The 23819-nt window shown below is 60.4% G+C and carries 19 protein-coding genes and 1 riboswitch; of the genes, 12 read left to right on the top strand and 7 right to left on the bottom strand.

The genetic code is table 11. The features are described from left to right. Positions 1-488 precede the first annotated feature (488 nt). The 7 genes from acs to G3256_RS15820 all read left to right on the top strand — a co-directional run bounded on the left by acs (position 489) and on the right by G3256_RS15820 (position 9136). On the top strand, positions 489-2420 hold the full coding sequence (gene acs, locus G3256_RS15850) for an acetate--CoA ligase (RefSeq protein WP_169641751.1): 1932 nt from the start codon (positions 489-491) through the stop codon (positions 2418-2420). Continuing rightward, positions 2421-3137, top strand: a complete 717-nt coding sequence (locus G3256_RS15845) for an adenylate kinase (protein ID WP_169641750.1) — start codon at positions 2421-2423, stop codon at positions 3135-3137. It abuts the gene before it with no gap. 33 nt (positions 3138-3170) lie between these two features. Continuing rightward, positions 3171-3458, top strand: coding sequence for a DUF4212 domain-containing protein (locus tag G3256_RS15840; RefSeq protein WP_169641749.1), 288 nt, complete (start codon positions 3171-3173; stop codon positions 3456-3458). Between the two features lie 4 nt (positions 3459-3462). Further along, positions 3463-5262: a sodium:solute symporter family protein gene (locus G3256_RS15835; RefSeq protein WP_169641748.1), complete on the top strand. Its 1800-nt coding sequence runs from the start codon at positions 3463-3465 to the stop codon at positions 5260-5262. A gap of 93 nt (positions 5263-5355) precedes the next feature. After that, positions 5356-7179 (top strand): DUF294 nucleotidyltransferase-like domain-containing protein, encoded by a 1824-nt coding sequence (locus G3256_RS15830; RefSeq protein WP_169641747.1) that lies wholly within the window; start codon positions 5356-5358, stop codon positions 7177-7179. A gap of 33 nt (positions 7180-7212) precedes the next feature. Continuing rightward, positions 7213-7734 carry a hypothetical protein gene (locus tag G3256_RS15825; protein WP_169641746.1) on the top strand — a complete coding sequence of 174 codons (522 nt, stop codon included), beginning with the start codon at positions 7213-7215 and terminating at the stop codon, positions 7732-7734. A 1-nt stretch (position 7735) separates the two neighbouring features. Next, positions 7736-9136 (top strand): 3'-5' exonuclease, encoded by a 1401-nt coding sequence (locus tag G3256_RS15820; RefSeq protein WP_169641745.1) that lies wholly within the window; start codon positions 7736-7738, stop codon positions 9134-9136. A gap of 50 nt (positions 9137-9186) precedes the next feature. On the opposite strand, the gene G3256_RS15815 is transcribed toward G3256_RS15820, so the two are convergent. The 6 genes from G3256_RS15815 to G3256_RS15790 form a co-directional block, all read right to left on the bottom strand. Beyond that, positions 9187-10440, bottom strand: a complete 1254-nt coding sequence (locus tag G3256_RS15815) for a D-amino acid dehydrogenase (RefSeq protein WP_169641744.1) — start codon at positions 10438-10440, stop codon at positions 9187-9189. A gap of 130 nt (positions 10441-10570) precedes the next feature. Beyond that, positions 10571-10656, bottom strand: a riboswitch (glycine riboswitch). Positions 10657-11127: 471 nt separating this feature from the next. Beyond that, positions 11128-11730 carry a class I SAM-dependent methyltransferase gene (locus tag G3256_RS15810; RefSeq protein WP_169641743.1) on the bottom strand — a complete coding sequence of 201 codons (603 nt, stop codon included), beginning with the start codon at positions 11728-11730 and terminating at the stop codon, positions 11128-11130. Positions 11731-12024: 294 nt separating this feature from the next. After that, complete coding sequence (locus G3256_RS15805; RefSeq protein ID WP_169641742.1) at positions 12025-12807, bottom strand: IclR family transcriptional regulator; 783 nt, start codon at positions 12805-12807, stop codon at positions 12025-12027. A gap of 11 nt (positions 12808-12818) precedes the next feature. Continuing rightward, a complete protein-coding gene (locus G3256_RS15800) occupies positions 12819-14177 on the bottom strand; it encodes a TRAP transporter large permease (RefSeq protein ID WP_169641741.1) in 1359 nt (452 codons plus the stop codon). After that, complete coding sequence (locus tag G3256_RS15795; protein ID WP_169641740.1) at positions 14177-14845, bottom strand: TRAP transporter small permease; 669 nt, start codon at positions 14843-14845, stop codon at positions 14177-14179. The genes G3256_RS15800 and G3256_RS15795 overlap by 1 nt, the downstream gene beginning before the upstream one ends. Positions 14846-14962: 117 nt before the next feature. Next, positions 14963-16195 (bottom strand): TRAP transporter substrate-binding protein, encoded by a 1233-nt coding sequence (locus G3256_RS15790; protein ID WP_169641739.1) that lies wholly within the window; start codon positions 16193-16195, stop codon positions 14963-14965. 107 nt (positions 16196-16302) lie between these two features. Between G3256_RS15790 and G3256_RS15785 the strand changes: the two genes are divergently transcribed. The 3 genes from G3256_RS15785 (at position 16303) to G3256_RS15775 (ending at position 21577) form a co-directional block, all read left to right on the top strand. Further along, complete coding sequence (locus tag G3256_RS15785; RefSeq protein WP_217626492.1) at positions 16303-17898, top strand: GMC family oxidoreductase; 1596 nt, start codon at positions 16303-16305, stop codon at positions 17896-17898. Between the two features lie 150 nt (positions 17899-18048). Next, positions 18049-21258 (top strand): reductive dehalogenase, encoded by a 3210-nt coding sequence (locus G3256_RS15780; RefSeq protein WP_169641737.1) that lies wholly within the window; start codon positions 18049-18051, stop codon positions 21256-21258. 112 nt (positions 21259-21370) lie between these two features. Beyond that, on the top strand, positions 21371-21577 hold the full coding sequence (locus G3256_RS15775; RefSeq protein WP_169641736.1) for a hypothetical protein: 207 nt from the start codon (positions 21371-21373) through the stop codon (positions 21575-21577). Between the two features lie 9 nt (positions 21578-21586). Here G3256_RS15775 and G3256_RS15770 read toward each other — a convergent pair whose 3' ends face one another. Continuing rightward, positions 21587-22261: a DUF1045 domain-containing protein gene (locus tag G3256_RS15770; protein WP_169641735.1), complete on the bottom strand. Its 675-nt coding sequence runs from the start codon at positions 22259-22261 to the stop codon at positions 21587-21589. A gap of 151 nt (positions 22262-22412) precedes the next feature. Between G3256_RS15770 and G3256_RS15765 the strand changes: the two genes are divergently transcribed. Both G3256_RS15765 and G3256_RS15760 read left to right on the top strand, forming a co-directional pair. Beyond that, positions 22413-23375 (top strand): NADPH:quinone oxidoreductase family protein, encoded by a 963-nt coding sequence (locus tag G3256_RS15765; RefSeq protein WP_169641734.1) that lies wholly within the window; start codon positions 22413-22415, stop codon positions 23373-23375. Between the two features lie 93 nt (positions 23376-23468). Then, positions 23469-23819, top strand: coding sequence for a hypothetical protein (locus G3256_RS15760; protein ID WP_169641733.1), 351 nt, complete (start codon positions 23469-23471; stop codon positions 23817-23819).

Here is a 23819-nt window from a genome sequence, read left to right as displayed (position 1 = left end):
GCCGGTTTTCGCAATAAACTCCTCCTTCGACCCGGCTGCTTTGCGTGCAGTGCGCGCGCCCCGCCCGGAACGCGCGTGGCATCGACGCATCGGTAGCCGCGCCCTGTCCGTCGGGTGAGTCGCCCGGGCGGGTCGCTGCTTCACCGCGAAAGCGAAAGGGGGCGCGTATCCACACGTATGGCGAGAATTCATGTTAGCGTATGACAGATGTTGCGCCCGCTTTTCAGCACGCTTCGGGTGCCGTCAGGGTGAATAAAAAAGTAAACGCGCAACCTGCTGGAAAGACTTGGCTTTGGCAATTTGTCGCAGGCAATATTTACATCGATCTCACCCAGGAATAAAATATGTTTACAAAAATAACAGGCAATTACAGTTATATAATGATTAATTTTCTGCGGGCTGGTAAATCCTTTACACAAGGAGGGGGTGCCCTGGGAAAGCACTGAAGCGTCCCCTCATCGTTCGGAAATCGATTTGAGGAGACCGATATGACCGCCAGTGCCGAAATCACCCCGCATGTGAACGCAGAGCAGTATAAGTTGCTTTACGCGCAGTCCGTCAAAGACCCTGATGCATTCTGGGGCGAGCAGGGAAAAAGACTCGACTGGATCCGCCCCTACACCCGTGTCAGCGATGTGAGTTTCGCTCCCGGCAATGTGTCGATCAGATGGTTTGACGACGGGGTGCTGAACGTCTCGGCAAACTGCATTGACCGTCATCTTGATACACGCGGCGATCAGACGGCGATTATCTGGGAGCCGGACGACCCCAAAGATCCGGCGCTTCATATCACCTATAAAGACCTGCACCGCTCTGTCTGCAAAATGGCCAGTGTGCTCAAAGAGCTTGGCGTGACCCGCGGCGACCGGGTCGTCCTCTATCTGCCGATGATCCCGGAGGCAGCCTATGCCATGCTGGCCTGCGCGCGGATCGGAGCCATTCATTCCATCGTTTTCGCCGGGTTCTCCCCGGACGCGCTCGCCGCGCGGATCAACGGCTGTGACGCAAAGGTCGTGATCACTGCCGATGAAGCACCGCGTGGCGGGCGGGTCACGGCGCTGAAAACGAATACGGATCAGGCGTTGCTGCATTGCGATGACGATGTGAAATGCCTCGTTGTCAAACGCACCGGGGGCCAGACCACCTGGACGCCGCGTGATTACGATTACAACAAGCTGGCGAAGACTGCCGCAGACACCTGTGCGCCTGAGCCGATGGATGCCGAAGACCCGCTCTTTATTCTTTATACCTCCGGTTCAACCGGTCAGCCCAAAGGCGTCGTTCACACCTCGGGCGGGTATCTGGCCTATGCGGCTATGACCCATGAAATCGTCTTTGATTATCACGACGGTGACGTTTTCTGGTGTACGGCGGATGTGGGCTGGGTCACCGGCCACAGCTATATCGTTTATGGCCCGCTGGCCAATGGCGCGACCACAATCATGTTCGAGGGCGTGCCGACGTATCCTGATACGGGCCGGTTCTGGGATGTCTGCGAAAAGCATGGCGTCAACCAGTTCTACACTGCCCCCACGGCCATCCGCGCGTTGATGGCGGCAGGCGATGATCCGGTGAAATCCTATGATCTGAGCAGCCTGCGCACGCTCGGCACTGTGGGCGAGCCGATCAACCCTGAAGCCTGGAACTGGTACAACACCGTTGTCGGCGGCGGGCGCTGCCCGATCGTCGACACCTGGTGGCAGACCGAGACGGGCGGCCATCTGATGACGCCGTTGCCCGGTGCGACGGAATTGAAACCTGGCTCGGCCCAGCAGCCGTTTTTCGGCATCACACCGGTGGTGCTCGAGCCCACAACGGGCGACGTGATCGACGGCAATGACGTCGAGGGCGTTCTTTGCATCGCTACCAGCTGGCCGGGTCAGATGCGTACCGTCTGGGGTGATCATGAACGGTTCGAGAAGACCTATTTCAGTGACTACGAGGGGTATTACTTCACCGGCGACGGCTGCAAACGCGACGCAGACGGAGATTACTGGATCACCGGGCGGGTCGACGATGTGATCAACGTCTCGGGCCACCGGATGGGCACCGCAGAAGTCGAGAGCGCGCTTGTGGCGCATGGCAGGGTCGCCGAGGCCGCCGTGGTCGGATACCCGCATGCGATCAAAGGGCAGGGCATCTATTGCTACGTCACCCTGATGAACGGCGAAGAGCCCAGCGAAGAGCTGCGTCAGGAGCTGCGCAGGTGGGTCCGTACCGAGATCGGGCCGATTGCATCTCCCGACCTTATCCAGTGGGCCCCGGGTCTGCCGAAAACCCGTTCAGGCAAAATCATGCGCCGCATTCTGCGCAAGATCGCGGAGGACGATTTCGGTGCCCTCGGTGACATCTCGACGCTCGCGGATCCCTCCGTCGTCGAAGACCTGATCGACAACCGCATGAACCGTGAGGATGCATAAATGACCGGCGACACACAACCAGATCCGGTACCTGTCCTGATCCTGCTGGGGCCTCCGGGTGCCGGCAAAGGCACCCAGGCCCGCAGGTTGCACGAAACATTCGGACTTGTGCAGCTCTCGACAGGGGATCTTCTGCGCGCTGCCGTTGCTGCGGGCACACCTGCGGGCAAAGCTGCACAGACCGTGATGCAGGCCGGTGGCCTTGTCAGCGACGATATTGTTCTCGCAGTGCTGTCCGAACGTCTGGCAGATCCTGACTGTGCTGCGGGTGTGGTGCTCGACGGATTTCCGCGCACGACGGCTCAGGCACAGGCGCTCGACGAGATGCTTGACCGGTCCGGACAGCGGGTGAATGCGGCGATTTCTCTTGAAGTGGACAGTGCCGGAATGGTTTCCCGGGTCGTTGGCCGGTTCACGTGCGGCGACTGCGGCGAGGGGTATCACGACAGCTTCAAACCCGTGAAAACTACCGGTGTCTGTGACAGCTGCGGCGGGCAGAACATGACCCGGCGCGCCGACGACAATGCCGCGACGGTCATGTCCCGGCTTGACGCCTATCATGAGCAGACCGCACCGCTGATCGCCTGGTATGAAACGCGCGGGGCACTGCGGCGTGTCGATGCCATGGGCGGGATCGACAGGATCAGCGAAGACATCGCAGCCGTCGTCGCCGCGCAGATAACAACCACATCACACCACGCCGAAGCGGCTCTCTGAAGCCGCATCATTCAATAAAAGGAGGAACGTAAAATGTCAGACCGGACAGTTCAGACCGGCACAAAAGCTGCGGAGGACGCGAGCGGGTACTGGACCGCAAACATCCGCATCATCGTCATCAGCCTCATCATCTGGGCCCTTGTGTCCTTTGGCTTTGGCATCCTGCTGCGCCCGATGCTGTCAGGCATCAGCGTCGGCGGTACCGATCTCGGGTTCTGGTTCGCCCAGCAGGGATCCATTCTCGTCTTTCTGGCGCTGATCTTTTTCTACGCCTGGCGGATGAACAAGCTCGACCGTGAATACGGCGTAGAGGAGGACTGACCCAATGGACCAGTTTACACTGAACCTGCTGTTTGTCGGCGCATCTTTCGCGCTCTACATCGGCATCGCGATCTGGGCCCGCGCGGGCTCCACATCGGAATTCTATGCCGCGGGCCGGGGTGTTCACCCCGTCACCAACGGCATGGCCACGGCGGCTGACTGGATGTCTGCGGCCTCCTTCATCTCGATGGCGGGTCTTATCGCCTTCACCGGCTATGACAACTCATCCTTCCTGATGGGATGGACCGGTGGCTATGTGCTGCTTGCCCTGCTGCTGGCGCCCTACCTGCGCAAGTTCGGCAAATTCACCGTCTCCGAATTCATCGGCGACCGGTTTTACTCCCCGACTGCACGGCTCGTTGCGGTCGTCTGTCTTATCGTTGCGTCCACGACGTATGTGATTGGTCAGATGACGGGCGTTGGCGTGGCGTTCGGGCGGTTCCTGGAGATCTCCAATACCTCCGGTCTGCTGATCGGTGCCTGTGTGGTGTTCGCTTATGCGGTTTTCGGCGGCATGAAGGGCGTGACCTATACGCAGGTGGCACAATACGTTGTGCTGATCATGGCCTATACCATACCGGCCGTGTTCATTTCGCTGCAGCTTACCGGAACGCCAATTCCGGCGCTGGGTCTCTTCTCTGAGACGACGGCCACGGGCGGCGAAGGCTCCGTGTATCTGCTGACCAAGCTCGACCAGATCGTGACCGATCTTGGCTTTGCCAGCTATACAGAGGCTCATAAAGACAACCTCAACATGGTGCTCTTTACGCTCTCGCTGATGATCGGTACTGCGGGTCTGCCCCATGTGATCATGCGCTTTTTCACTGTGCCCAAGGTCTCTGATGCACGCTGGTCCGCCGGCTGGGCGCTGGTCTTCATCGCACTGCTTTATCTCACGGCCCCTGCGGTTGGTGCGATGGCGCGGCTCAACATCACGGAACTTATGTGGCCCAACGGCACAAACGGTGAAGCGGTATCGGTTGAGCAGATCGAAAGCGACGCGCGCTATGACTGGATGGCAACATGGCAGAAAACCGGTCTTCTCGACTGGGAAGACAAGAACGGCGACGGTCGGATTCAGTACTATAACGACAATTCCGACGCCATGGCCGAAAAGGCTGCGGCCAACGGCTGGGAAGGCAATGAACTCACGAACTTCAACCGTGATATCCTCGTGCTGGCCAACCCCGAGATCGCGAGCCTTCCGGGCTGGGTGATCGGGCTTGTGGCGGCGGGCGGCCTTGCCGCGGCGCTCTCCACGGCGGCGGGTCTGCTGCTGGCGATCTCCTCGGCGGTCAGCCACGATCTGCTCAAAGGTCAGCTGACACCAGATATGTCGGAGAAAGCCGAGCTGATGTCGGCGCGGATCGCCATGGCGGTTGCCATCGGTGTGGCCACCATTCTGGGTCTCAATCCTCCTGGGTTCGCGGCACAGACTGTGGCGCTGGCCTTTGGCCTTGCGGCGGCTTCGATCTTCCCGGCGCTGATGATGGGCATCTTCTCCAAGCGGGTGAACAACGTGGGCGCGGTCTCCGGCATGCTGGCAGGTCTCGGCTTCACGCTGATCTACATCTTCCTGCACAAAGGCTGGCTCTTCATCGCGGGCACCAACTCCTTCCCGGACACAGTTGACGGATCGCTCTTTGGCATCCAGTCCACTGCGATCGGTGCGGTAGGTGCGGTGATCAACTTCGCGGTTGCCTACGGTGTGTCGCTTGCGACCAAAGACACCCCGCAGGAGATCAAGGATCTCGTCGAAAGCGTGCGGGTGCCTGCGGGTGCCGGCGGGGCTGTCGATCACTGATCTGCGCGGCGGCCGGGCGCTTTGTGTCCGGCCCCTGAACACCAACCTGTCCCGGCATTTCCGGGGCAGGTATCATCATACCCGGAGGCTGCTATGCGCGAAGATGAGCTGACATATCTGGCGGGCCGGCATCCATGGGATGCACTGCCCGCGGATGTCCTTGATGCGCTGCGCCCCGAGCTTACCCGCCTCACCGCGGAAAAGGGTCAGACCATCTACACCGCGGGCGCGCCGCTTGATGGTCTTTATTTTATTCTCTCCGGCGGGGTCGAAGTCACTGATCCGGCCGGCAGTCTGGTCTCGGAACTGCACGCCGGCAATACCTTTGGCGAGCGCGGCCTGCTGCGCGACGGCCTCGCGGCGACAACAGCCACTGCGACCGGGGCCTCAACGCTGATCTGTCTGCCGGTCGCCTGTTTTGAAAGCCTGCGCACCTCGCAGCCGGCCTTCCGTGCCTTCTTTGACCGCTCCCGGTCCGCGTCCGATGGCGGGCTGCAACCGCCCGGGCTTGCACAGGTGCGCGTCGATGCGCTGATGATCCGTGATCCGGTGACCTGCGCGCCTGACACCACGATCCGCGCAGCCGCTGAGCTGATGCGCGACCAGCGGATTTCGTGCCTCTGCGTGCTGGGCGATGACCGGCTGACCGGCATCCTGACCCTGCGCGATCTGGTGGCCCGCGCGCTCGCCGCAGGCCTTTCCGATGATACGACCGTTGACACGGTGATGACCAAAGCGCCCCGCACCCTGCCGCCCTCAGCCATTGGGTCGGACGTGCTGCATATGATGGTGGAGCACCGGCTGGGCCATCTGCCGGTGGTCGATGGCGACCGGCTCGCAGGGATTGTCACCCAGACAGATCTTACGCGCTTTCAGGCGACGACGTCGGCGGGCCTTGTCGGCGACGCCGCGCGGGCGACCAATGTGGATGCGCTGGCGCAGGTGACCGCGCGCATTCCCGCACTTCTCGCACATCTCATCGCCACAGGCCAGCGGCATGACACCATCACCCGGCTTATCACGGATGTGAGCGACGTGGTCACCCGTCGCCTGCTGACACTGGCGCAGGAAAAGCTTGGTCCCGCACCCGCCGGATGGCTCTGGCTCGCCTGCGGCTCGCAGGGCCGGCGCGAACAGACGGGTGTTTCTGATCAGGATAACTGCCTCATACTCGAAGACGTGCCGGGCATCGCGGATCATCCATGGTTCCGCGACTTCGCGGCTTTTGTCAGTGACGGGCTAAACGCCTGCGGATACGTTTACTGCCCGGGCGATATGATGGCCACCAACCCGCGCTGGCGCCAGCCGCTGGCGGTCTGGCGTGAATACTTCCGCGGCTGGATCGCACAACCCGGTAAAGAAGCACAGATGCTGGCCTCGGTGATGTTTGATCTGCGGCCCGTCGGCGGCGACGCGGCCCTTTTTGAGGGTCTGCAGAAAGACGTGCTGAAAGCGGCTTCCGGCAATTCGATCTTTACCGCGCATATGGCCGGCAACGCACTCACGCATGCAACACCGCTCGGACTGTTGCGCGGCATCGCCGTGATTTCCTCTGGCGAGCACCGCAAGACAATCGACACCAAACATAACGGGGTTGTGCCGGTCGTCGATCTGGGCCGGATGTATGCGCTGCAGGGTCAGATCGCACAGGTGAACACCCGCGCCCGACTCAAGGCGGCGCTGGCCGCCGGGATCGTCAGCGCGCGGGGCGGGCGCGATCTCATCGACGCCTATGACCTGATTGCGCAGATGCGGCTGGAGCATCAGGCAAGGCAGATCCGTGACGGCCACGCGCCGGACAACTATCTGCCGCCCGCCGGGCTGTCGGATTTCGACCGCAGCCACTTGCGGGACGCATTTGTGGTCGTCAAAACCATGCAGTCTGCGCTGATGCAGGGCAGGGGGTTGCTCGGCTGAGGCCGGCAGGCTCACGAGGGGAGGGAGTACAGGATGATTTTTGAGCTGATCGGAACACTGGTGGCCGGGGCCGTCATGGCTCTGCTGGTCTGGGCCGTCAACCGGTTCACCGGGGGCCGTCTGCCGAAATGGCTCATGCCGGTTGCTGCCGGCCTTGCGATGCTGATTGCCACGATTTCCAGCGAATACGGCTGGTTCGCCCGTACAACCGCTACCATGCCACGGGGCCTTGTCGTGGCACAGCCCGTCGAGGAGAAGGTTTTCTACCGCCCCTGGACCTATGTCAGACCCTATGTCAGCCGCTTTGTCGCCGTGGACCGCGCACGCATGCGCAGCCACCCGCAGCAACCTGATCAGTATATCGCGGATCTGGTTATTTACGGCCGCTGGGCCCGCACGGCAACGGTGCCTGTACTCTTTGACTGTGCCGGAATGCGGCGCGCAGATCTTGCAGATGGCGCTGAGTTCGGTGCCGACGGGGAGGTCATTTCCGCGCAGTGGATCGCTCTGGGTTCCGGTGACCCGGTCCTGCAGGCGGTCTGTCAGGAGGTCTGAAATGCAACAGGCGGGCCTGCGTCTGCGAGTGTTTCTGTTCTTTGCTCTGCTGGCTGCAGCAGGGGTGGCCACCGCATGGGCCGGTCTCTGGCTGGGGTATCGCCAGCTGGCGCAGCCTTCGGCCCTTTCGGGGTTTATGACCGCTGCGGTGGTCTGCGGCTTCGGACTGCCCATGATTGCCGCCGGCATCTGGCTGCTTTTCGATGAGAACGTCAGCAAACCTGTCGATGCACTCTCCGGGGCGCTCCGGGCCGGAACAGATGCGGGCGGCGCCACACTGAAAAAACGCGATGCCGGACAGTATCTGGGCGACCTGGCGCCCGCGGTGGCCTCGGCCTGTGAGCGCTTTGCGGAAGCCTCAGCAGAGACAGGGACCCGCATCAACGAAGCAACTGCGCAACTGGAAGGACAGCGCGAACAGCTTTTACAGATCCTTTCTGATATTCCTGTAGCTGTGATCCTTGCGGGTCAGGACCACCAGATCGTGCTTTATGATGGTCAGGCGGCTGATCTGATGGCCCGCGAACATCCCGCATTGCTGAACGGATCGGTGTTTGATTACCTCGACGAGGGTGGCGTGCGCGCCGCCCATGGGCGCCTTGCAGAGGCAGGCGCCGGCAGAATAGACGTGACCCTCACAGGGCGGTCGGGCGCTGTCTATACCGGCCATATCCGCCGCTTCGGCAGGACGGGGGGCTATACGCTGATGCTCGAGCCGCTTTCGCCCGATGCCGCGCGTCCCCTTGTCTATGATTTTGATCTGCTTGGTAAAAGCCGTTGTGACAGCCTTGCGGACGCGCCGCTGAGGGATCTCGCATGGGTGGTCTTTGACAGTGAAACGACCGGCCTCGATCCGCAGAAGGATGAGGTCGTTCAACTGGCCGCTGTTCGGATCATCAACGGGCGGATTGTTGCAGGTGAAGTCTTTGATGCACTGGTAAATCCGGGCCGTCCCATACCTGCCGCCTCAACGAAAGTGCATGGCGTCAGTGATGCTATGGTGCGCGCCGCGCCGCCTTTCTCAGACATCTGCCGCAGTTTTCACGGGTTCTGTGCCGGGGCCGTCATCATTGCGCATAACGCACCCTTTGATGTCGCCTTTCTCAAACGCGCGGAACCCGCCTCAGGCTGTGTGTTCGACCATCCGGTGCTGGACACGGTGCACCTCTCCGCAATCGTCTTTGGCGGGGCAGAAGAGCATACGCTTGATGCGCTCTGCGACCGGCTCAACATCACAATCGCGCCTGAACTCCGGCACACAGCCCTCGGTGATGCAGAGGCGACGGCCCGGGCCTTCTGCGCATTGCTGCCCGTGCTGGAGGCGCGTGGGTTAAACACCTTTGGCGCGCTCAGAGCGGAATGTGAAAAGCACCGCCGTATTCTGAAAACAACGGGCTCCTGACGGGCGGCCTGTGCCCGGCGCACATGATGAAACGGGCGCCGGAAGCCTGATCAGACTGCGACGGCCTTTCCGGGGCGCGACACGACATGTGCGTCGGCCCTGAGGCTTTCGGCAACCGAGCCTGCGACGATACGGGCTGTGGCAGCAGACAGTGTCCAGCCGAGGTGACCGTGGCCAGTGTTGTAGAACACACCGGGCGCGCGGCCGCGTCCCACGCGGGGCAGCATCGACGGCATCATGGGGCGCAGACCGGCCCAGGGGGTGACGGTCTCGGTGGAGACACCCGGGAAGTACCGTTCGCACCAGTCGGTCAGCGGTTTGATCCGATCGGCACGAATGTCGCGGTTGGCACCGTTGAATTCTGCAGTACCCGCGATGCGGAAGCGGTTTTCGCCAAAGCGGCTCGCCACGATTTTCGCCCGGTCATCCAGAAGGCTGATCCAGGGGGCAGCGGCGCGGCTCTCGGCATCATCGAGCGAGACGGTGACCGAATAACCTTTGACCGGATAGATGTTAACCCGGTCGCCGAGCTGACGGGCGAACTCGCGGCTTTCAATGCCCGCACTGACGACGATGGCGTCATAGGTCTCATCGCGACCAGCTTCGGTGACGCGGACAATTCCGTCTTCTGCACTCAGATGCTCAACTCTGGCACCAAAACGGAGCGTCGCACCGCGGCGCGCGCAGGCACGCGCAAGGCCCATGGTGAATTTGTGGATATCGCCGGAGCTGTCTGACTCTGTCAGAAAACCGCCGACGAAATCACCCTGCAGCGCGGGTTCCACATCGCGCAGCTCACCGCCCTTAAGCTCGCGCCGCTCCAGACCACCTTCGGCCAGCAGCGTGTTCACTTTGCGCGCATGCGCCATGTCTTTTTCGTTGCTGTAGAAATGCAGGATGCCACGGCGCTCAAGGTCGAAATCGATACCTTCGCGGTCAGCCATGTCGAAAAGAACGCCGCGCGCGGCAATCGCCATGCGGACAGTTTCGACAGTGTTGCGTTTGTAGTTCGGGATATTGGAGAGGAACTCGGCCATCCATCGCATTTTGTGCAGGGTCGGTGCCGGGTTCACCAGAAGCGGTGCATCCGCGTGCAGCATCCATTTCAGGCCCTTGATGATGGTGCCCCACTGTGTCCAGACTTCGGCATTGGAGGCAGAAAGCTGCCCTCCGTTGGCAAAGCTGGTCTCCATCGCCGCATAGCGGTGGCGGTCGTAAACAGTGACGTCATAGCCGCGGTCGAGCAGCTCATAAGCAGTGGTCAGACCGGTCACGCCGGCGCCGATTACAGCAACTGAAGTCATAGCATTTCTCCTTGCACGCGCGGCTTTGAGCCGCTTGCCCCCTCCGTGCATGGAACCTGAGAGTTTCACCCGGAACCCGGGCTTTCTCCTACGGTGGACCCCAATGCGAGGGGCCGCTTTCCGGAGTGTTTAAGCTGTACCGGTCCTTGGACCTGAGAGTTTCCGGGGCGGTTGCTCCTTCGGCGACGGTTGCCCGTCTTCTCCCGGTACAGCTTGATCTGTTGAATGCGCATTAGGGCAAGCGATTGAGTCGCGCAACTGTTTTTTACGGGCGTCAGGCTTCTCCCGGCTATGTATGAAACGCCATCTGCAAAGGCCCGGTCCCAGCCGGCTTTCAGCGCGCGCCTCTGACCGGGGAAAAGGCTGTTCAGATCTCTGACTGATTTACTGGCACCGGATATCCGGGCGATGGTTCAGATCATCCGACTACCACGGAGGATATTGATCACGGTTGGGACTGACCGCCTGGCGGAAGTCGACCGTGAATACGGCCAGAACGCATTCCGGCATCGCACCATAAGATCCCGGAACCTGTCCGCAATTATCGACGGGCGTCCGGTTTGTGATGCTTGCAACGCCGCTGCCGGGGGACAACCCGGGATGCATCCGTCGCACGAGTACCTCCTGGCTCCTCTGCCACTTCATCACAGACATCCGACGCCGCAGCGACGGCTCAGGCGGCCGTCGTCAGCCTTCACTGACATCAGGCATTGGCGGTATTTTTTCGATGGCGATCTGCGCGCCCTCTACCGCGCGCACACGCAGGTTTCTGGGACGGCTGCCGATGAACTCGTGAACCGCAGCCAGCACGCCGTCTCCCCACCAGCCGCGACGATGATAATCGTCGAAACCGATAAGACCACCCGGCTTCATTTTGGGGAAAAGGGCTTCCAGATCCGCACGCACACCTTCGTAGGAATGATCACCGTCGACATAGGCAAACGAGATGCTTTCATCTTCAAATTCCGTGAGGGCAGGCACCGAGTAATCGCGCACGATCCGTACCGTTCCGGCTTTGATCTCTTTGGCAAAGGCTTTGGAGACCCGCTTGTGAATGCGGTCCATCTTCTCTGCGCCGGCCCGGGCGGCCAGGGCTTCACTGTGGCTGTCTTCGACGATGTGCTCCCAGGGGTCGATGAGCACGAGACAATCCGGTTCAATAAACTCAAGGAGCGTGCCGGAGAAGTCCCCGCGCCATACGCCGATTTCTACGACGAGGCCCCCCTTGGGCATGCGTTTCAGAAAGCGTCGGCGCACGGCCTCTTTGTTTCGCTTTTTCTCTTTCTTCATTGCCGCGTCCTCATTTCTGCGTGCAGTCTGTGTGTTGCGTGCGGGAAGTCAACGCCTGCATGCCCGGCTTTCGTCAGATGATGCAGCACGGACTCAACTCATGCGCTGCGAACGGCTGGAAGCTGAGGATGTGCCCGGTCAGTCTTTGTCCGCCGGTGCGGTACCTGCCCGCTGCTGACACCTGAGCCAATCCGCGATTGCTCAGTTTATCTGCTCAGCTGGCTGCCGGGGAAAACAGCGAAGAGAGATGCAGATCAGAAACGACTACCTGCGCGTTGCAGACAACGTTTCAGGTCAGGACCGGATCTGTTCGGAAAGCTTTTCCGCGCCTGCCTTGAGGACATCGACATGGTCGATCAGGCCTTCGAGAGAGTGGCGCTGGATCGGCGCGTGTACCGACAGCGTGGTCATCAGGCGTTTCTGGCCGTCCACGATCGGCACCGCGACCGCTGCCATGTCTTCCATAAACTCCTGGTTATCTGTCGAGTACCCGCGTTTTCGGGTCATTTCGATTTCGTCCCGCAGCGCCGCCTTGTCTGTGATCGTACCGGGCCCGTGTGGCTCCAGAACGGCGCTCTCCAGATAGTGGTTGAAATAGGCCGGGCGCAGGGACGACAGGAACATCTTGCCGCTGGCCGTACAGTGAAACGGGACCTGTGTCCCGACAGGCAGCTGAATGCGCAGCGGCCAGTGTGTCTCGACCCGGTCGAGATAAGTCATCCCCTCCCGGTCGGGCATGGCGATATTGCAGGTCTCACCGATCTCCGCCGCAACGCTGCGCAGAATAATGAGCCGCAATGACCGGACACGCTGTGAAGAGATCGTGTGAACCGCGATCTGGCGCAATCGGGGTCCGGGGCTGTAGGAGCGTCCGTCAATGTCGCGCTGCAGAAACCCCTCTGCCTCGGCGGTGTTGAAGAGCCGGTGCAGAGTGGGTTTCGGCAGATTGATTTCGTCTTTTATGACCGAAGGCGTGACGGGCACGCCGGCTTTAACGACCTCCTCCAACAGGATCAGCAGTCTCAGGTTCGTTGGAATCTGGGTTTGCTTGTCTGATGAAGTGAGGTCGTTTGCCATGGTTATCTACCTTATCTTTCAGGCAGCAGCATAAGCGCCAGATCAGGTGTCAGTGCCACAAGAATCCAGGTGGCCATAAGCGCGACCAGGTACATTGTAGAATACTTGAGCAACCGGAAGTAAGGCACCCCCGTCACGCCCGACGCGACGTAAAGGTTCAGACCATACGGCGGTGTGATAAAGCCGATGGATGCACCCACGAGGAAGACCACCGCAAAGTGGATCGGATCCACACCGACCGACACCGCGATCGGCGCCAGAATGGGGGCCAGAATGATCGTAACGGGCAGCGATTCAAGGATCATACCAGTGACGAACACGATGGCCATGGCGGTAAAGAGCACCGCATAGTAGCCGCCCATACCGGTGACAAAATCACCGATATATTCTTTCGCTCCCAGTGACGACAGAACCTGCTGCATCGCGACAGATACCGCAATCAGCGGCACCAGAATGCCGGTGATCTGTGCGGAGCGCGATACAATGCTGGGTACGCTTGGCAGGGTGAAGCCTTCGACAACAAACATCGACATAAAGCTCTTTTCCTCGACCGGTACATCCGCGGCGCTGCCCATGAGCTTGTTCAGCGGATAGCAGAGCAGTCCGACGAACACACAGAACCCGACAGTGATACCCGCAGCCTCAGTGGGAGAGAACTTACCGGTGTAGATGCCCCAGAGCACGAGGCCGATGGCAAAGAAACCGAGCCAGGCCCCGAAAGCGGTTTTGAGGACGCGCTGAAAAGACAGTCCGATCAGGATGCCCCAGCCGTTGATGGTGCAGACGATGAAAGCCACCGTCATCATGGCGATGACCATCAGCGTGCCGGGCACGATACCCGCGATGAACAGCTCTGAAATCGGCAGGTTCATCAGGAAGCCGTAAACGATGAAGATGATCGACGGCGGAATGATAATCCCGACCGTACCGCCCGCAGCAGCCGTCGCCGCGGAAAACCGTTCATCATAGTTACCTTTGACCATCTCAGGGTGCAGCATTGAACCGATGGTTGCTGTCGTGGCCGAGTTCGATCCGGAGATCGCCGCGAAAAGACCGCAGGCCGCGATGGATGCCATCGCCAGTCCGCCGCGCAGCCACCCCAGACAGGAATAGGCAAAATTGGACAATCGCCGGGCAATACCTGACTGGTTGATCAGATCCCCTGTCAGGATGAAAAGCGGCATGGCCAGCAGCGCAAAGCCTTTACTGAAGACGTTGATCAGCTCGTTGCCGGTATTGGAGAGAGGCAGATCGATGACAAAGCTGCACCCGATCACCCAGTAAAAGATAACCAGCAGAACCGGTGTGCCGAGCATGAACAGCATGGTCACGGCGATCGAAATAAGTGTAATCCAGGATCCGTCAGACATTATACATCGCCCCCGATAACTGCTTGTTGAATGATCTGGTCGCCGGAACGGTAGTTACTCCAGTCTTCCAGCCAGTTGCCGATCACACGACCGGCCATCAGGGTGAATGCAACCGGAACGGTGAGGTAGAACCACCACTTCATGACGTCATCGACACCGTCGACCAGCTGGAAGTTGTCAGCGGAGAGCGCGGTGAAGCGCAGTGATGTTGTGATTGCAATCCAGCAGAAACCGAGCCAGAGGGCCGCGTCCAGCGTCAGTGTGGCGAGCTGGCCTGCCGGCGGCATTTTTGCCCGGAATTCACTGAAGCTCAGATGCGTCCGCAGTTTGACATTATAGGAACACGCGAACCACGCCATAACCATAAAGAGGAAAGGAGGGATTGTTGTCGATCCCGACCACTGGCTTGAAAAAACAAACCTGTCGATTACACCCCAGCAGATGATACCCGCAATTATCAGGTACATCGTGACGGACAACCCGCGTTCGAGGTGCTTTTCCGCAAAGGGCACATACTGATAAAACAGATGTGCCAGATATCCCCCGACGAGCGTGAACACGAAACAGAACACCCACATACCACCGGCGTCGAATGCGCTGCTCATTTCCCAGGCGCTGCCCGAGAAAATAGCAGAAACAATGGCCGCGACTTCAGCAAATACCGACATACTGACCTCCCCCTCTTTTTAAGAATCCCGCTGCTTTGAAACGGGACTTTGAGATAAACAGGGCCGACCCGAACTCCTCTTCAGGTCGACCCGTTCTCATTTCAGGTTAAGCCTGTATCAGGCTTTCCACCACCGGCGGGGTTCAACGTTCTCAGGCAGCGTGTCACCAGGGATCGTACGAACTTCGTTGTAGATGTCCTGGTATGTATCGAGGCCACCGGACCAGCCGTTAAGCCGCTCACGCCACTGCTCCCAGAGCTGAGGCTGGTACTCGGGTGAGCACATCTCTTCCGCTTTCTTGATCTCAGCCTCAGACAGGAACGCGTTGCGCACGTCGTTCTGAGCAAAGATTGTGTTCGGAAGCTGCGGATCGGACTGACCAACGGTGTTGATAAGTGCAACCTCGTTCGCCGCCTGAACATGGACCTGTGCCAGATAGGACGATTCCATCACAGCATCCTGCAGATCGCCGCCGAGACCGTCAAAGACGGACGCTGACATTGCCGTATGCTCGGTTCCGCAGAAGAAGTTCAGGTGAACAGACTGCGACACAACCGGTGCCATGTTCGCATAGGCAACCGCAGAGGCCCAAGTTTCCGCTCCATCAATCAGGCCCTGTTTGAGGCCATCGAGGGTTTCTTCCCAGGCAACCGGAACCGGGTTCAGGTTGAGTGCTTCCATAGCGATCCGGCCAAGCTGTGTACCTGTGACACGGTTCTTCGTGCCTGCGAGCTCGTCGATGGAGGTCACCGTCGGCTTATCAGCAAAGTTCAGACCCAGCTGGATGCCGCGGAGTTCCGCGTGGCTGAAAAGGAACTTCAGGCCGTGGCGTTTTTCATAGGGCTCGCGCAGCAGCGCCATGGATGCCGGAGAATAAAGGAAGTGGTACTGGTCCGCTCGGTTACGGAACATATACGCATAGTCGAGAACGTTCAGATAAGGGGCGCCACCGGCCGAGTTCTGGGTGGAGGCCGCGTAGATGTCGACGATGCCCTGCTGGGTTTTCTCGACACAGGAAGTCTGGCCGCAGATCTGGTTGTCACCGATGAATTCGACGCGAATCTCGCCGTCGGTACGGCTTTCGAGGTCACGTGCAAATTCCAGAGCGCCGGCACGTTCGATCAGAAGGTTGCGAGCGTTAAAGCCGGATGCACCAAATTTCAGAGTATGTTTGGCTTCTTTCGAAAAACGCTTCTCGTAAGTGGATTCAGCAGCTTTTGCGAGGTTTGCAACACTCATTGCACCGCCGAATGTACCCGCTGCGAGGAGCGTGGAGCTCAGGCCATAACGCCCGGCAACCCTGAAAAGGTCGCGGCGCGATATGCCATTAATATTGTTTGATGTTTTCATGCGTTCCTCCCTGAACGTGTATTATTGAGACATTTTGTCCCAAAAACACTAGTATGACTTTAAGTTTTTGCCTAGAGTTTTTTTCATACTACATAGGGGGAGCCGTCGTGGAAGCGGATTTTATCGTAATCGGGGCCGGCTCGGCCGGATGTGTGCTGGCAAACCGCCTCAGCGCGGACAGCTCAAACAGCGTCATTCTGCTGGAGGCAGGCGGTCGCGATCTCAATCCCTGGATCCATATTCCGGTCGGTTACTTCAAGACAATTCACAACCCGTCTGTCGACTGGTGCTATAAAACCGAGCCTGATCCGGGGCTGAACGGGCGCTCTATCGAATGGCCGCGCGGCAAGGTGCTGGGCGGGTCTTCTTCGCTTAACGGGCTGCTCTATGTTCGCGGACAGCCGCAGGATTACGACCGCTGGCAGCAGATGGGCAACCGTGGCTGGGGCTGGGACGAAGTCCTGCCGCTTTTCCGCCGTGCCGAAAACAACGAACGCGGCGCCGATGAGTTCCACGGCGATCAGGGCCCGCTTTCGGTCTCAAACATGCGCATTCAGCGTCCGATTACCGATGCCTGGGTGGCAGCCGCGCAGGCCGCGGGCTATCCGTTCAACCCCGATTACAACGGCGCCGATCAGGAAGGGGTGGGCTTTTTCCAGCTGACCTCGCGCAATGGCCGGCGGTGCAGCTCCGCGGTGGCCTATCTCAACCCGGCGCGCAAACGGCCCAACCTGCAGATCATCACGCATGCCCAGGTCGATAAAATCGACATAACCGATAACCACGCCACAGGCGTGACATACCGGGATCGCGGCGGGCGGCAGGTCACCATTACCGCGCGCAGGGAGATCGTTTTGTGCGGAGGAGCCATCAACTCGCCGCAACTGCTGATGTTGTCCGGCGTCGGCGAGGCGGAACAGCTTGCTGAGCATGGGATTGAGGTCAAAAAAGACCTTCGCGGCGTGGGCAAGAACATGCAGGACCACCTGCAGGCGCGGCTGGTTTATAAATGCAATGAGCCGACCCTGAACGACGAAGTCTCGACAATGATGGGCCAGGCTAAGATCGGGCTGAAGTATCTGATGTTCCGTGCGGGGCCCATGACGATGGCTGCGAGCCTTGCCACCGGGTTTCTGAAATCCCGGGATGATCTGGAAACGCCGGACATTCAGTTTCATGTACAGCCGCTCTCGGCGGAGAACCCGGGCAAGGGCGCCGACAAATTCTCGGCCTTTACGATGTCCGTGTGCCAGCTGCGCCCGGAAAGCAAAGGCGAGATCCGCCTGAGTTCGTCCGGGCCAAGGGAATACCCGAAGATCATCCCGAATTATCTTTCAACCGAAACGGATTGCCGGACGATTGTGGCTGGGGTCAATATTGCGCGGACCATCGCACGTCACGCGCCGCTGACCTCCAAAATCTCCGAGGAATACCGGCCCCACGCAAGCCTTGATATCAACGACTACGACGCCACGCTCGACTGGGCCCGCAACAACACGGCATCGATTTATCACCCCACGGGCACCTGCAAAATGGGCAGCGATGCCGACGCGGTTGTCGATGACAGGTTGCGGGTGCATGGCATCAAAGGCCTGCGTGTTGCTGATTGTTCGATCATGCCAGAGATCGTGTCGGGCAATACAAATGCGCCGGCGATCATGATCGGTGAAAAGGCGTCAGATCTGATTCTGGCAGACGCCTGAGCGCGTATGGTTCCGCGCGGACCCTGCCGGCGCGTCACACCAGCGAGGGACGGATTGTTATTCCGGGCCGGTTTTGCCACAGTCTGAGGTTCATGAAGAGACCCTCAGCAGCGCGGAAATGCCGGGGGTCGGGAGCAGGAAGCTGAGCTGATGTCGGGGAGGTTATTCTCCAGTGCTGACCGGGCGCCCCATCTGGGTCCCTATCCGCTGGAACGGCTGGTGCGCGGGCCGGCGCCCGATTATGCCACCGTGCCGCCGATGCGAGAGATTACGTTTCGCAGACCGCAAGAGCCCGCATCGATCGTCAATGCAATGGCAGATTATCAGGCGACGATGGATGCGATTCGCGACGGCATGGTCAACAGCGCCCGCGCGGGATGTCCGAAAGATACCGGCGAGCGGGCACGGCATCTCAAATCATTCGGTTATTTCAACGACGCTTCGATGGTGGGTATCGGGCCTCTGCCCGACTCTGCCATGCTCGGTCAGCCGCGGCGCAACGCGGATATTGACCGGCTCGCCGAAGACCTCAGAACGCGGCAGACTAAGACCCTTGCCTCCGGCATCGACATTATCATGGCGGATCTGCGCGACAGCATGCAGGCCCCGCCCGCCACCATCACCGATCACACCCGGGTGATCGTTTACCTTTATGAAATGCCGCGCGAGCTGCGTCCTGGTGAGCGGGGCACGGACTGGATCCGTGACGCGGGGCATCACAGCGCCTGTCTGCGGGCCTCCGAGACAGCGGTGGTGATTGCCAATTACATCCGGCTGCTGGGCTGGGACGCCAAAGCGCATACCCTCACCAGCACCGATATCGATCTCAATCAGGCGACGGTGGCTGCCGGGCTGGCGGTCGTCGAAGGAGACGTTCTGGTCAACCCGCTGATCGGGGAGCGTTTCGGTGTCGCCGCAGTAACAACGACAATGCCGCTGGACGAAGACGCACCACTCGCACCGATGGCGGAGCAGGTGCCATCGCTCCGGGACCGGCTGGCATGGGCGACGGGTTTTGGCATCGGCACCTCGTCGCGCAACCGCGACCCCTTTGCCCGGCGCGATTTCGTCGACGGCCCGCATCCCTTTGAGACCCTGAAACGGGTTGAGGACCCCACGACCTATATCGACGCGGCACGCGTCGCGAGGGTGCCCAAACGTACAGACATGTTCGCCCGCGCGCAGTTCGGAGATATGGGCAAAACCAGTCAGGAGGCAGCCGCCGGCGGGCACTACGCGCGCAAAGCCGCCCCGTCGATGGCGCAGCGCCGCATGCTTGGTGCTTTTGTGCTGTTGCAGGACGGCCCTGAGGCGGCAGCGCCGCCCCTGACCGATGCCCTCCGGAACGCAGAAAACATCAAAGCTGCCTGTTACTATCTCGGCATCGACGCTGTTGGCATCAGCGGCTGCCCCGACTGGACCTGGTACAGTCATGACGCCACCGGTGCGGTGATCGAGCCGCCCCATGATCAGGCGATCAGCATGATCGTCGATCAGGGCTATGAGACGATGGAGGGGGCAAGCGGCGACGACTGGATCAGCGTGGCACAGTCCATGCGCGCCTATCTGCGGTTTTCGCTGCTGGGCGGGGTCATCGCGCAGCATATCCGCAACCTGGGCTACAGCGCCAAAGCGCACACGGTTATGGACGGAGAAGTGCTGCAACCCCCTCTGCTGCTCCTCTCAGGTCTGGGCGAGGTCAGCCGCATCGGCGAGGTCATCCTGAACCCCTTTCTCGGGCCGCGCCTGAAATCGGGCGTGGTGACCACCGATATGCCGGTCACTCACGATAAACCCATCGATTTCGGCCTGCAGCGGTTTTGCGAAAGCTGCAACAAATGCGCGCGGGAATGCCCTTCGGGCGCGATCACCGCCGGGCCGAAACTGATGTTCAACGGTTACGAAATCTGGAAATCTGACAGCCAGAAATGCGCGACCTACCGGATCACTACGCCCGGTGGGGCGATGTGCGGGCGCTGCATGAAGACCTGCCCCTGGAACCTTGAGGGCCTCTTTGCCGAAAAGCCCTTCCGCTGGGCCGCGATGAACCTGCCAGGTGCGGCACCGGTGCTCGCGAAACTCGATGACAGGCTGGGGCGCGGCGGCCTTAATCCGGTCAAAAAATGGTGGTGGGACATCGAGCTGACCGATAACGGCAGCTACCAGCCCACCCGCAATCCGGTGAACGCGCGGGCGCTGCAACCCGGGCTCGATCTGAAATACGAAGACCAGACGCTGGCCGTTTACCCCGCACCCCTGGCGCCGCACCCCTGGCCTTATCCCTTCCCGATGGACCGGGAGGCCGGAATAGATGCCTACGGGCAGATGATTCCGGCGAGGACCTACCGGCAACGGCGCGCTGCGGGCGAAACCGGCCCCTGGGATCACCGCTATAGCAATGATACCGACAGTCCCGTGCTGCACCTGACACTCACCGCGGTCGAGGCCCTGTCGGATCGCGTCCTGCGCTGTATTTTCGAGGACCCGGACGGCGCGGATCTGCCAGAATGGGAGGCCGGCGCGCATCTGGATGTCGTGGTGTCGCCTGACAAACTGCGCCAGTATTCGATGTGTGGTGACCCCGCAGACCGGTCACGCTATGAAATCGCGGTGTTGCGTGAAGACGCCGGGCGCGGCGGTTCCGCACTGCTGCACCGGATATTCACACCGGGCCGGCGGGTGTTTGTCTCCCGCCCGATCAACCACTTTCCAGTGATCGCGGAGGGGAAAGAGCATCTTCTGTTCGGTGGTGGGATCGGGGTCACGCCGATGGTTGCCATGGCGCATGCGCTGCACCGCGCGCAAAAGCCTTTCACGCTGAATTACTCGGTGCCGGACAGGGCGTCGGGCGCATTCATTGATTATTTGTCCCGCGTCCCATGGGCGGACCGAACGCGCCTCTTCGTATCAGACGAGGGAACGCGCGCGGATCCTGCTGCGATCATCGGCGCGCACATGTCCGGGCAGCACATTTATACCTGTGGGCCGGATGCATACATGGCCGCCGTGACCGACGCCGCCTGCGCTGCCGGGTTTCCGGAGGGGGCGGTGCATCTTGAGTATTTCGCCGTCCCTGAAGTGCCCGAATTTGAGAACCACGCTTTCCGGCTGGAGCTCCTGGACGGGCGTATTCTGGAGGTCCCCGCTGATAAAACTGCTGCTGATGTGCTTATCGAAAACGGTGTGCCCGTGGATCTCAAATGCAGCGACGGTCTGTGCGGCGTCTGCCGCTGCGGAGTGCGTGCCGGGGCAGTAGAGCACCGCGATTTCGTCCTCTCCCGCGCTCAACGAAAGGACAGTATGATCCTCTGCCAGTCCCGGGCCGCTGAAAAAAACGGCATTATTTCGATCAGTTTGTGAGCAGATCAGCCGCCGGCGACGCGCGCCTGTGGACAACTCGTAACGAATCCGTGACACGCGCGTGCACCGCCGGATATCCTTTAAAGAGATCCGAAATATGCCGGGGGGCAGCATGAAACACCATCAGGCCTTTGACACGCAGGCGTCGCAACACATCCTGTCGATCGAGCCGGGCGATGTGCCTCCGTTCATCGGCAGGTGTCTCAAAGAACGCACCCTCAGCACTCTGGTGGCACACCTGAACCATGACGTGCTGGACGGAACACCCAAAGAGCAGGACGATGCCCGCAGGGCGCTGGAACTTATCGGTTTTATCTGACGTTTTATGTCAGCGGGCAGGGGCCCCGCCGAGCGGGCAGCGCATGACTTCATGAAACATTCCGGACGCGTCTTCGCCGGTCAGCGTAAGGCTGTCCACCCTGAAGGGATCCGGGCACAGACCTTCGAAATGCACTTCAGCCGCAGCCCGGGTCTGCGCCAGCAGCGGCTCTTTCAGCGGGCCGGTCAGCGTCATATGGAACCGGAATTCCTCCAGAACGTAAGGATACCCCCAGCGGCTGAGATTGGCCTCCTGCTGTTCTGACAGCCGCGATCTGCGCCGTTTTTCAAGCTCCTGAACTGTGGGGGGCGCGCGAAACGGGTCAAGGTCCCGGACTACACGGCCCGCCAGCAGCGCCAGACCTTGTGTGTCACCGCCGGGCGTAAGCGCCAGGAACCGCCCGAGACAGCTGATTTCAAGCGCTCCGGTCGTGGCCGGGCTCAGCGTCGCGCAGAGATCCTTCAGGGCATTCTTCAGAGCCTGTGCATCTCTTTGCGCGGCAAGGCGGAACGGCGGTTTGATCGTGCCGTGAAAGCCATACCGGCGCGGCCGTCCGACTATTTCCTCATCGGGCGTGCCGACGCTCTCTCCCGTGGCAATATCCCAGCCCAGCCATGTTGCGCCGGCGCGCGCAAAAGCGCCATCGGAGGCCGTGTAATAAATTCCGTAACGTTCAAAGTTCACCCCGGCTCTCCATCAGACAGGTCGCCTGCACCATACCCGTTCGTTCGTGGAACAGAAGACCTTTGAAGCGCACTTTCCGGGGCGTCGCCCCTTGCCTTCCCGCGCCTGCTCTGGCCACATCGCACCGGGCGGGTCAGAAGAGGAGAACCCCATGCGCGCGATGCAGGTGACAGAGCTCGGACAGCCGCTCACCCTTGAGGATATCCCGGAGCCACAGGCGGCCCCCGGACAGGTGGTGGTCAAAGTCCGCACCTGCGGGCTGAACTTCGGCGATCTGCTGATCATCAAAGGCACCTATCAGGAAAAACCACAGCTGCCTTTCACTCTTGGCATGGAGCTCTGTGGCACTGTCACCGCGGTGGGTGAGGGCGTCACAGATCTCTTGACCGGACAGCGGGTCGCGGCCTATTGCGGATTTGACGCGCTGGCAGATTACGCGGCAATCCCGGCGAATGTCTGCGTGCCCGTCCCGGATGAAATGACCGATGAGCATGCCGCGGCGTTTCTGATCGCCTATGGCACCAGCCATGTCGCACTGTCCTATAAGGCGGGTCTGAAACCGGGAGAACGCCTTCTGGTGCTTGGGGCCTCGGGCGGTGTGGGGCTGACGGCTGTGGAGCTTGGCAAACTGATGGGCGCCGAGGTTGTCGCAGTGGCCCGCGGCGCGGAAAAGCTGCAGGTGGCAAAGCAGGCCGGCGCGGATCATCTTGTAAATTCAGAGACCGATGATATCCGCGAAATGGTCAAGGCGCTCGGCGGCGCCGATGTTGTTTATGATCCGATCGGCGGCGATCAGTTCAGAGCGGCTCTGCGGGCGTGCAATCCTGAGGCGCGGCTTATTCCGCTTGGCTTTGCCTCGGGCGAGGTGCCACAGATCCCCGCCAATCATCTGCTGGTTAAAAACCTGACAGTGATCGGTTTTTACTGGGGCGGGTACACGCGGGTTAACCCCGCCGTGCTGACCGACAGTTTCCGTGAACTGATCGCCTGGTATGTTGAGGGCCGCATTCACCCCCATGTCAGCCACGTGCTGCCGCTGGAAGAGGCCAACGACGCCCTTGACCTGCTGCGCACCCGCAAAGCCACCGGAAAAGTCGTGGTCCGCATCAGCTGAGCCGCGGGCACGTGGCATTTTGACATGGCGGACAGCCGCCCGGAACTGTAGCGTGGCGGTGTGTCAGAAAACATACGGGGACCCTTGGCAGCCATGTCGGAAAATATTCACCCACTCGCACCTCACCACCTTCCGCCATTCTTCTCGACACCCGACGGGGGCGATCACCTGTTTACGGTCATGATCTTTCTTGTGGTCGGGGTGATCCTGCTCCTGGGAATTGCCTATTTCACTCTGCATGCGATGCCCGAGAAGATGGCCCATCAGGGCAACAGCACACAGCTGCAGCTGATCAGTATCCTGGCGATGCTGGCTCTTTTTACCCACAACAACGTTTTCTGGGTCGGCGCGCTGGTACTTGCCGCTTTCCGACCGCCTGACATCGTGACACCGCTGCAGAATATCGCGCAGTCGCTCACCGACCTCGTGAACCGGGAGCGCTGA

The sequence above is a fragment of the Roseobacter ponti genome, from assembly GCF_012932215.1.
In the GTDB taxonomy this organism is placed as follows: domain Bacteria; phylum Pseudomonadota; class Alphaproteobacteria; order Rhodobacterales; family Rhodobacteraceae; genus Roseobacter; species Roseobacter ponti.
This window is presented reverse-complemented; position numbering and strand designations above follow the sequence as displayed.

What these genes read in the sequence shown, in the direction of transcription:
- G3256_RS15830 (WP_169641747.1), top strand. Translation starts at nt 5,356, where the DNA reads ATGCGCGAAGATGAGCTGACATATCTGGCGGGCCGGCATCCATGGGAT.
- G3256_RS15790 (WP_169641739.1), bottom strand. Translation starts at nt 16,195, where the DNA reads ATGAAAACATCAAACAATATTAATGGCATATCGCGCCGCGACCTTTTC.
- G3256_RS15820 (WP_169641745.1), top strand. Translation starts at nt 7,736, where the DNA reads ATGCAACAGGCGGGCCTGCGTCTGCGAGTGTTTCTGTTCTTTGCTCTG.
- G3256_RS15805 (WP_169641742.1), bottom strand. Translation starts at nt 12,807, where the DNA reads ATGGCAAACGACCTCACTTCATCAGACAAGCAAACCCAGATTCCAACG.
- G3256_RS15835 (WP_169641748.1), top strand. Translation starts at nt 3,463, where the DNA reads ATGGACCAGTTTACACTGAACCTGCTGTTTGTCGGCGCATCTTTCGCG.
- G3256_RS15765 (WP_169641734.1), top strand. Translation starts at nt 22,413, where the DNA reads ATGCGCGCGATGCAGGTGACAGAGCTCGGACAGCCGCTCACCCTTGAG.
- G3256_RS15775 (WP_169641736.1), top strand. Translation starts at nt 21,371, where the DNA reads ATGAAACACCATCAGGCCTTTGACACGCAGGCGTCGCAACACATCCTG.
- G3256_RS15845 (WP_169641750.1), top strand. Translation starts at nt 2,421, where the DNA reads ATGACCGGCGACACACAACCAGATCCGGTACCTGTCCTGATCCTGCTG.
- G3256_RS15780 (WP_169641737.1), top strand. Translation starts at nt 18,049, where the DNA reads ATGTCGGGGAGGTTATTCTCCAGTGCTGACCGGGCGCCCCATCTGGGT.
- G3256_RS15825 (WP_169641746.1), top strand. Translation starts at nt 7,213, where the DNA reads ATGATTTTTGAGCTGATCGGAACACTGGTGGCCGGGGCCGTCATGGCT.
- G3256_RS15815 (WP_169641744.1), bottom strand. Translation starts at nt 10,440, where the DNA reads ATGACTTCAGTTGCTGTAATCGGCGCCGGCGTGACCGGTCTGACCACT.
- G3256_RS15840 (WP_169641749.1), top strand. Translation starts at nt 3,171, where the DNA reads ATGTCAGACCGGACAGTTCAGACCGGCACAAAAGCTGCGGAGGACGCG.
- G3256_RS15760 (WP_169641733.1), top strand. Translation starts at nt 23,469, where the DNA reads ATGTCGGAAAATATTCACCCACTCGCACCTCACCACCTTCCGCCATTC.
- G3256_RS15800 (WP_169641741.1), bottom strand. Translation starts at nt 14,177, where the DNA reads ATGTCTGACGGATCCTGGATTACACTTATTTCGATCGCCGTGACCATG.
- G3256_RS15810 (WP_169641743.1), bottom strand. Translation starts at nt 11,730, where the DNA reads ATGAAGAAAGAGAAAAAGCGAAACAAAGAGGCCGTGCGCCGACGCTTT.
- acs (WP_169641751.1), top strand. Translation starts at nt 489, where the DNA reads ATGACCGCCAGTGCCGAAATCACCCCGCATGTGAACGCAGAGCAGTAT.
- G3256_RS15795 (WP_169641740.1), bottom strand. Translation starts at nt 14,845, where the DNA reads ATGTCGGTATTTGCTGAAGTCGCGGCCATTGTTTCTGCTATTTTCTCG.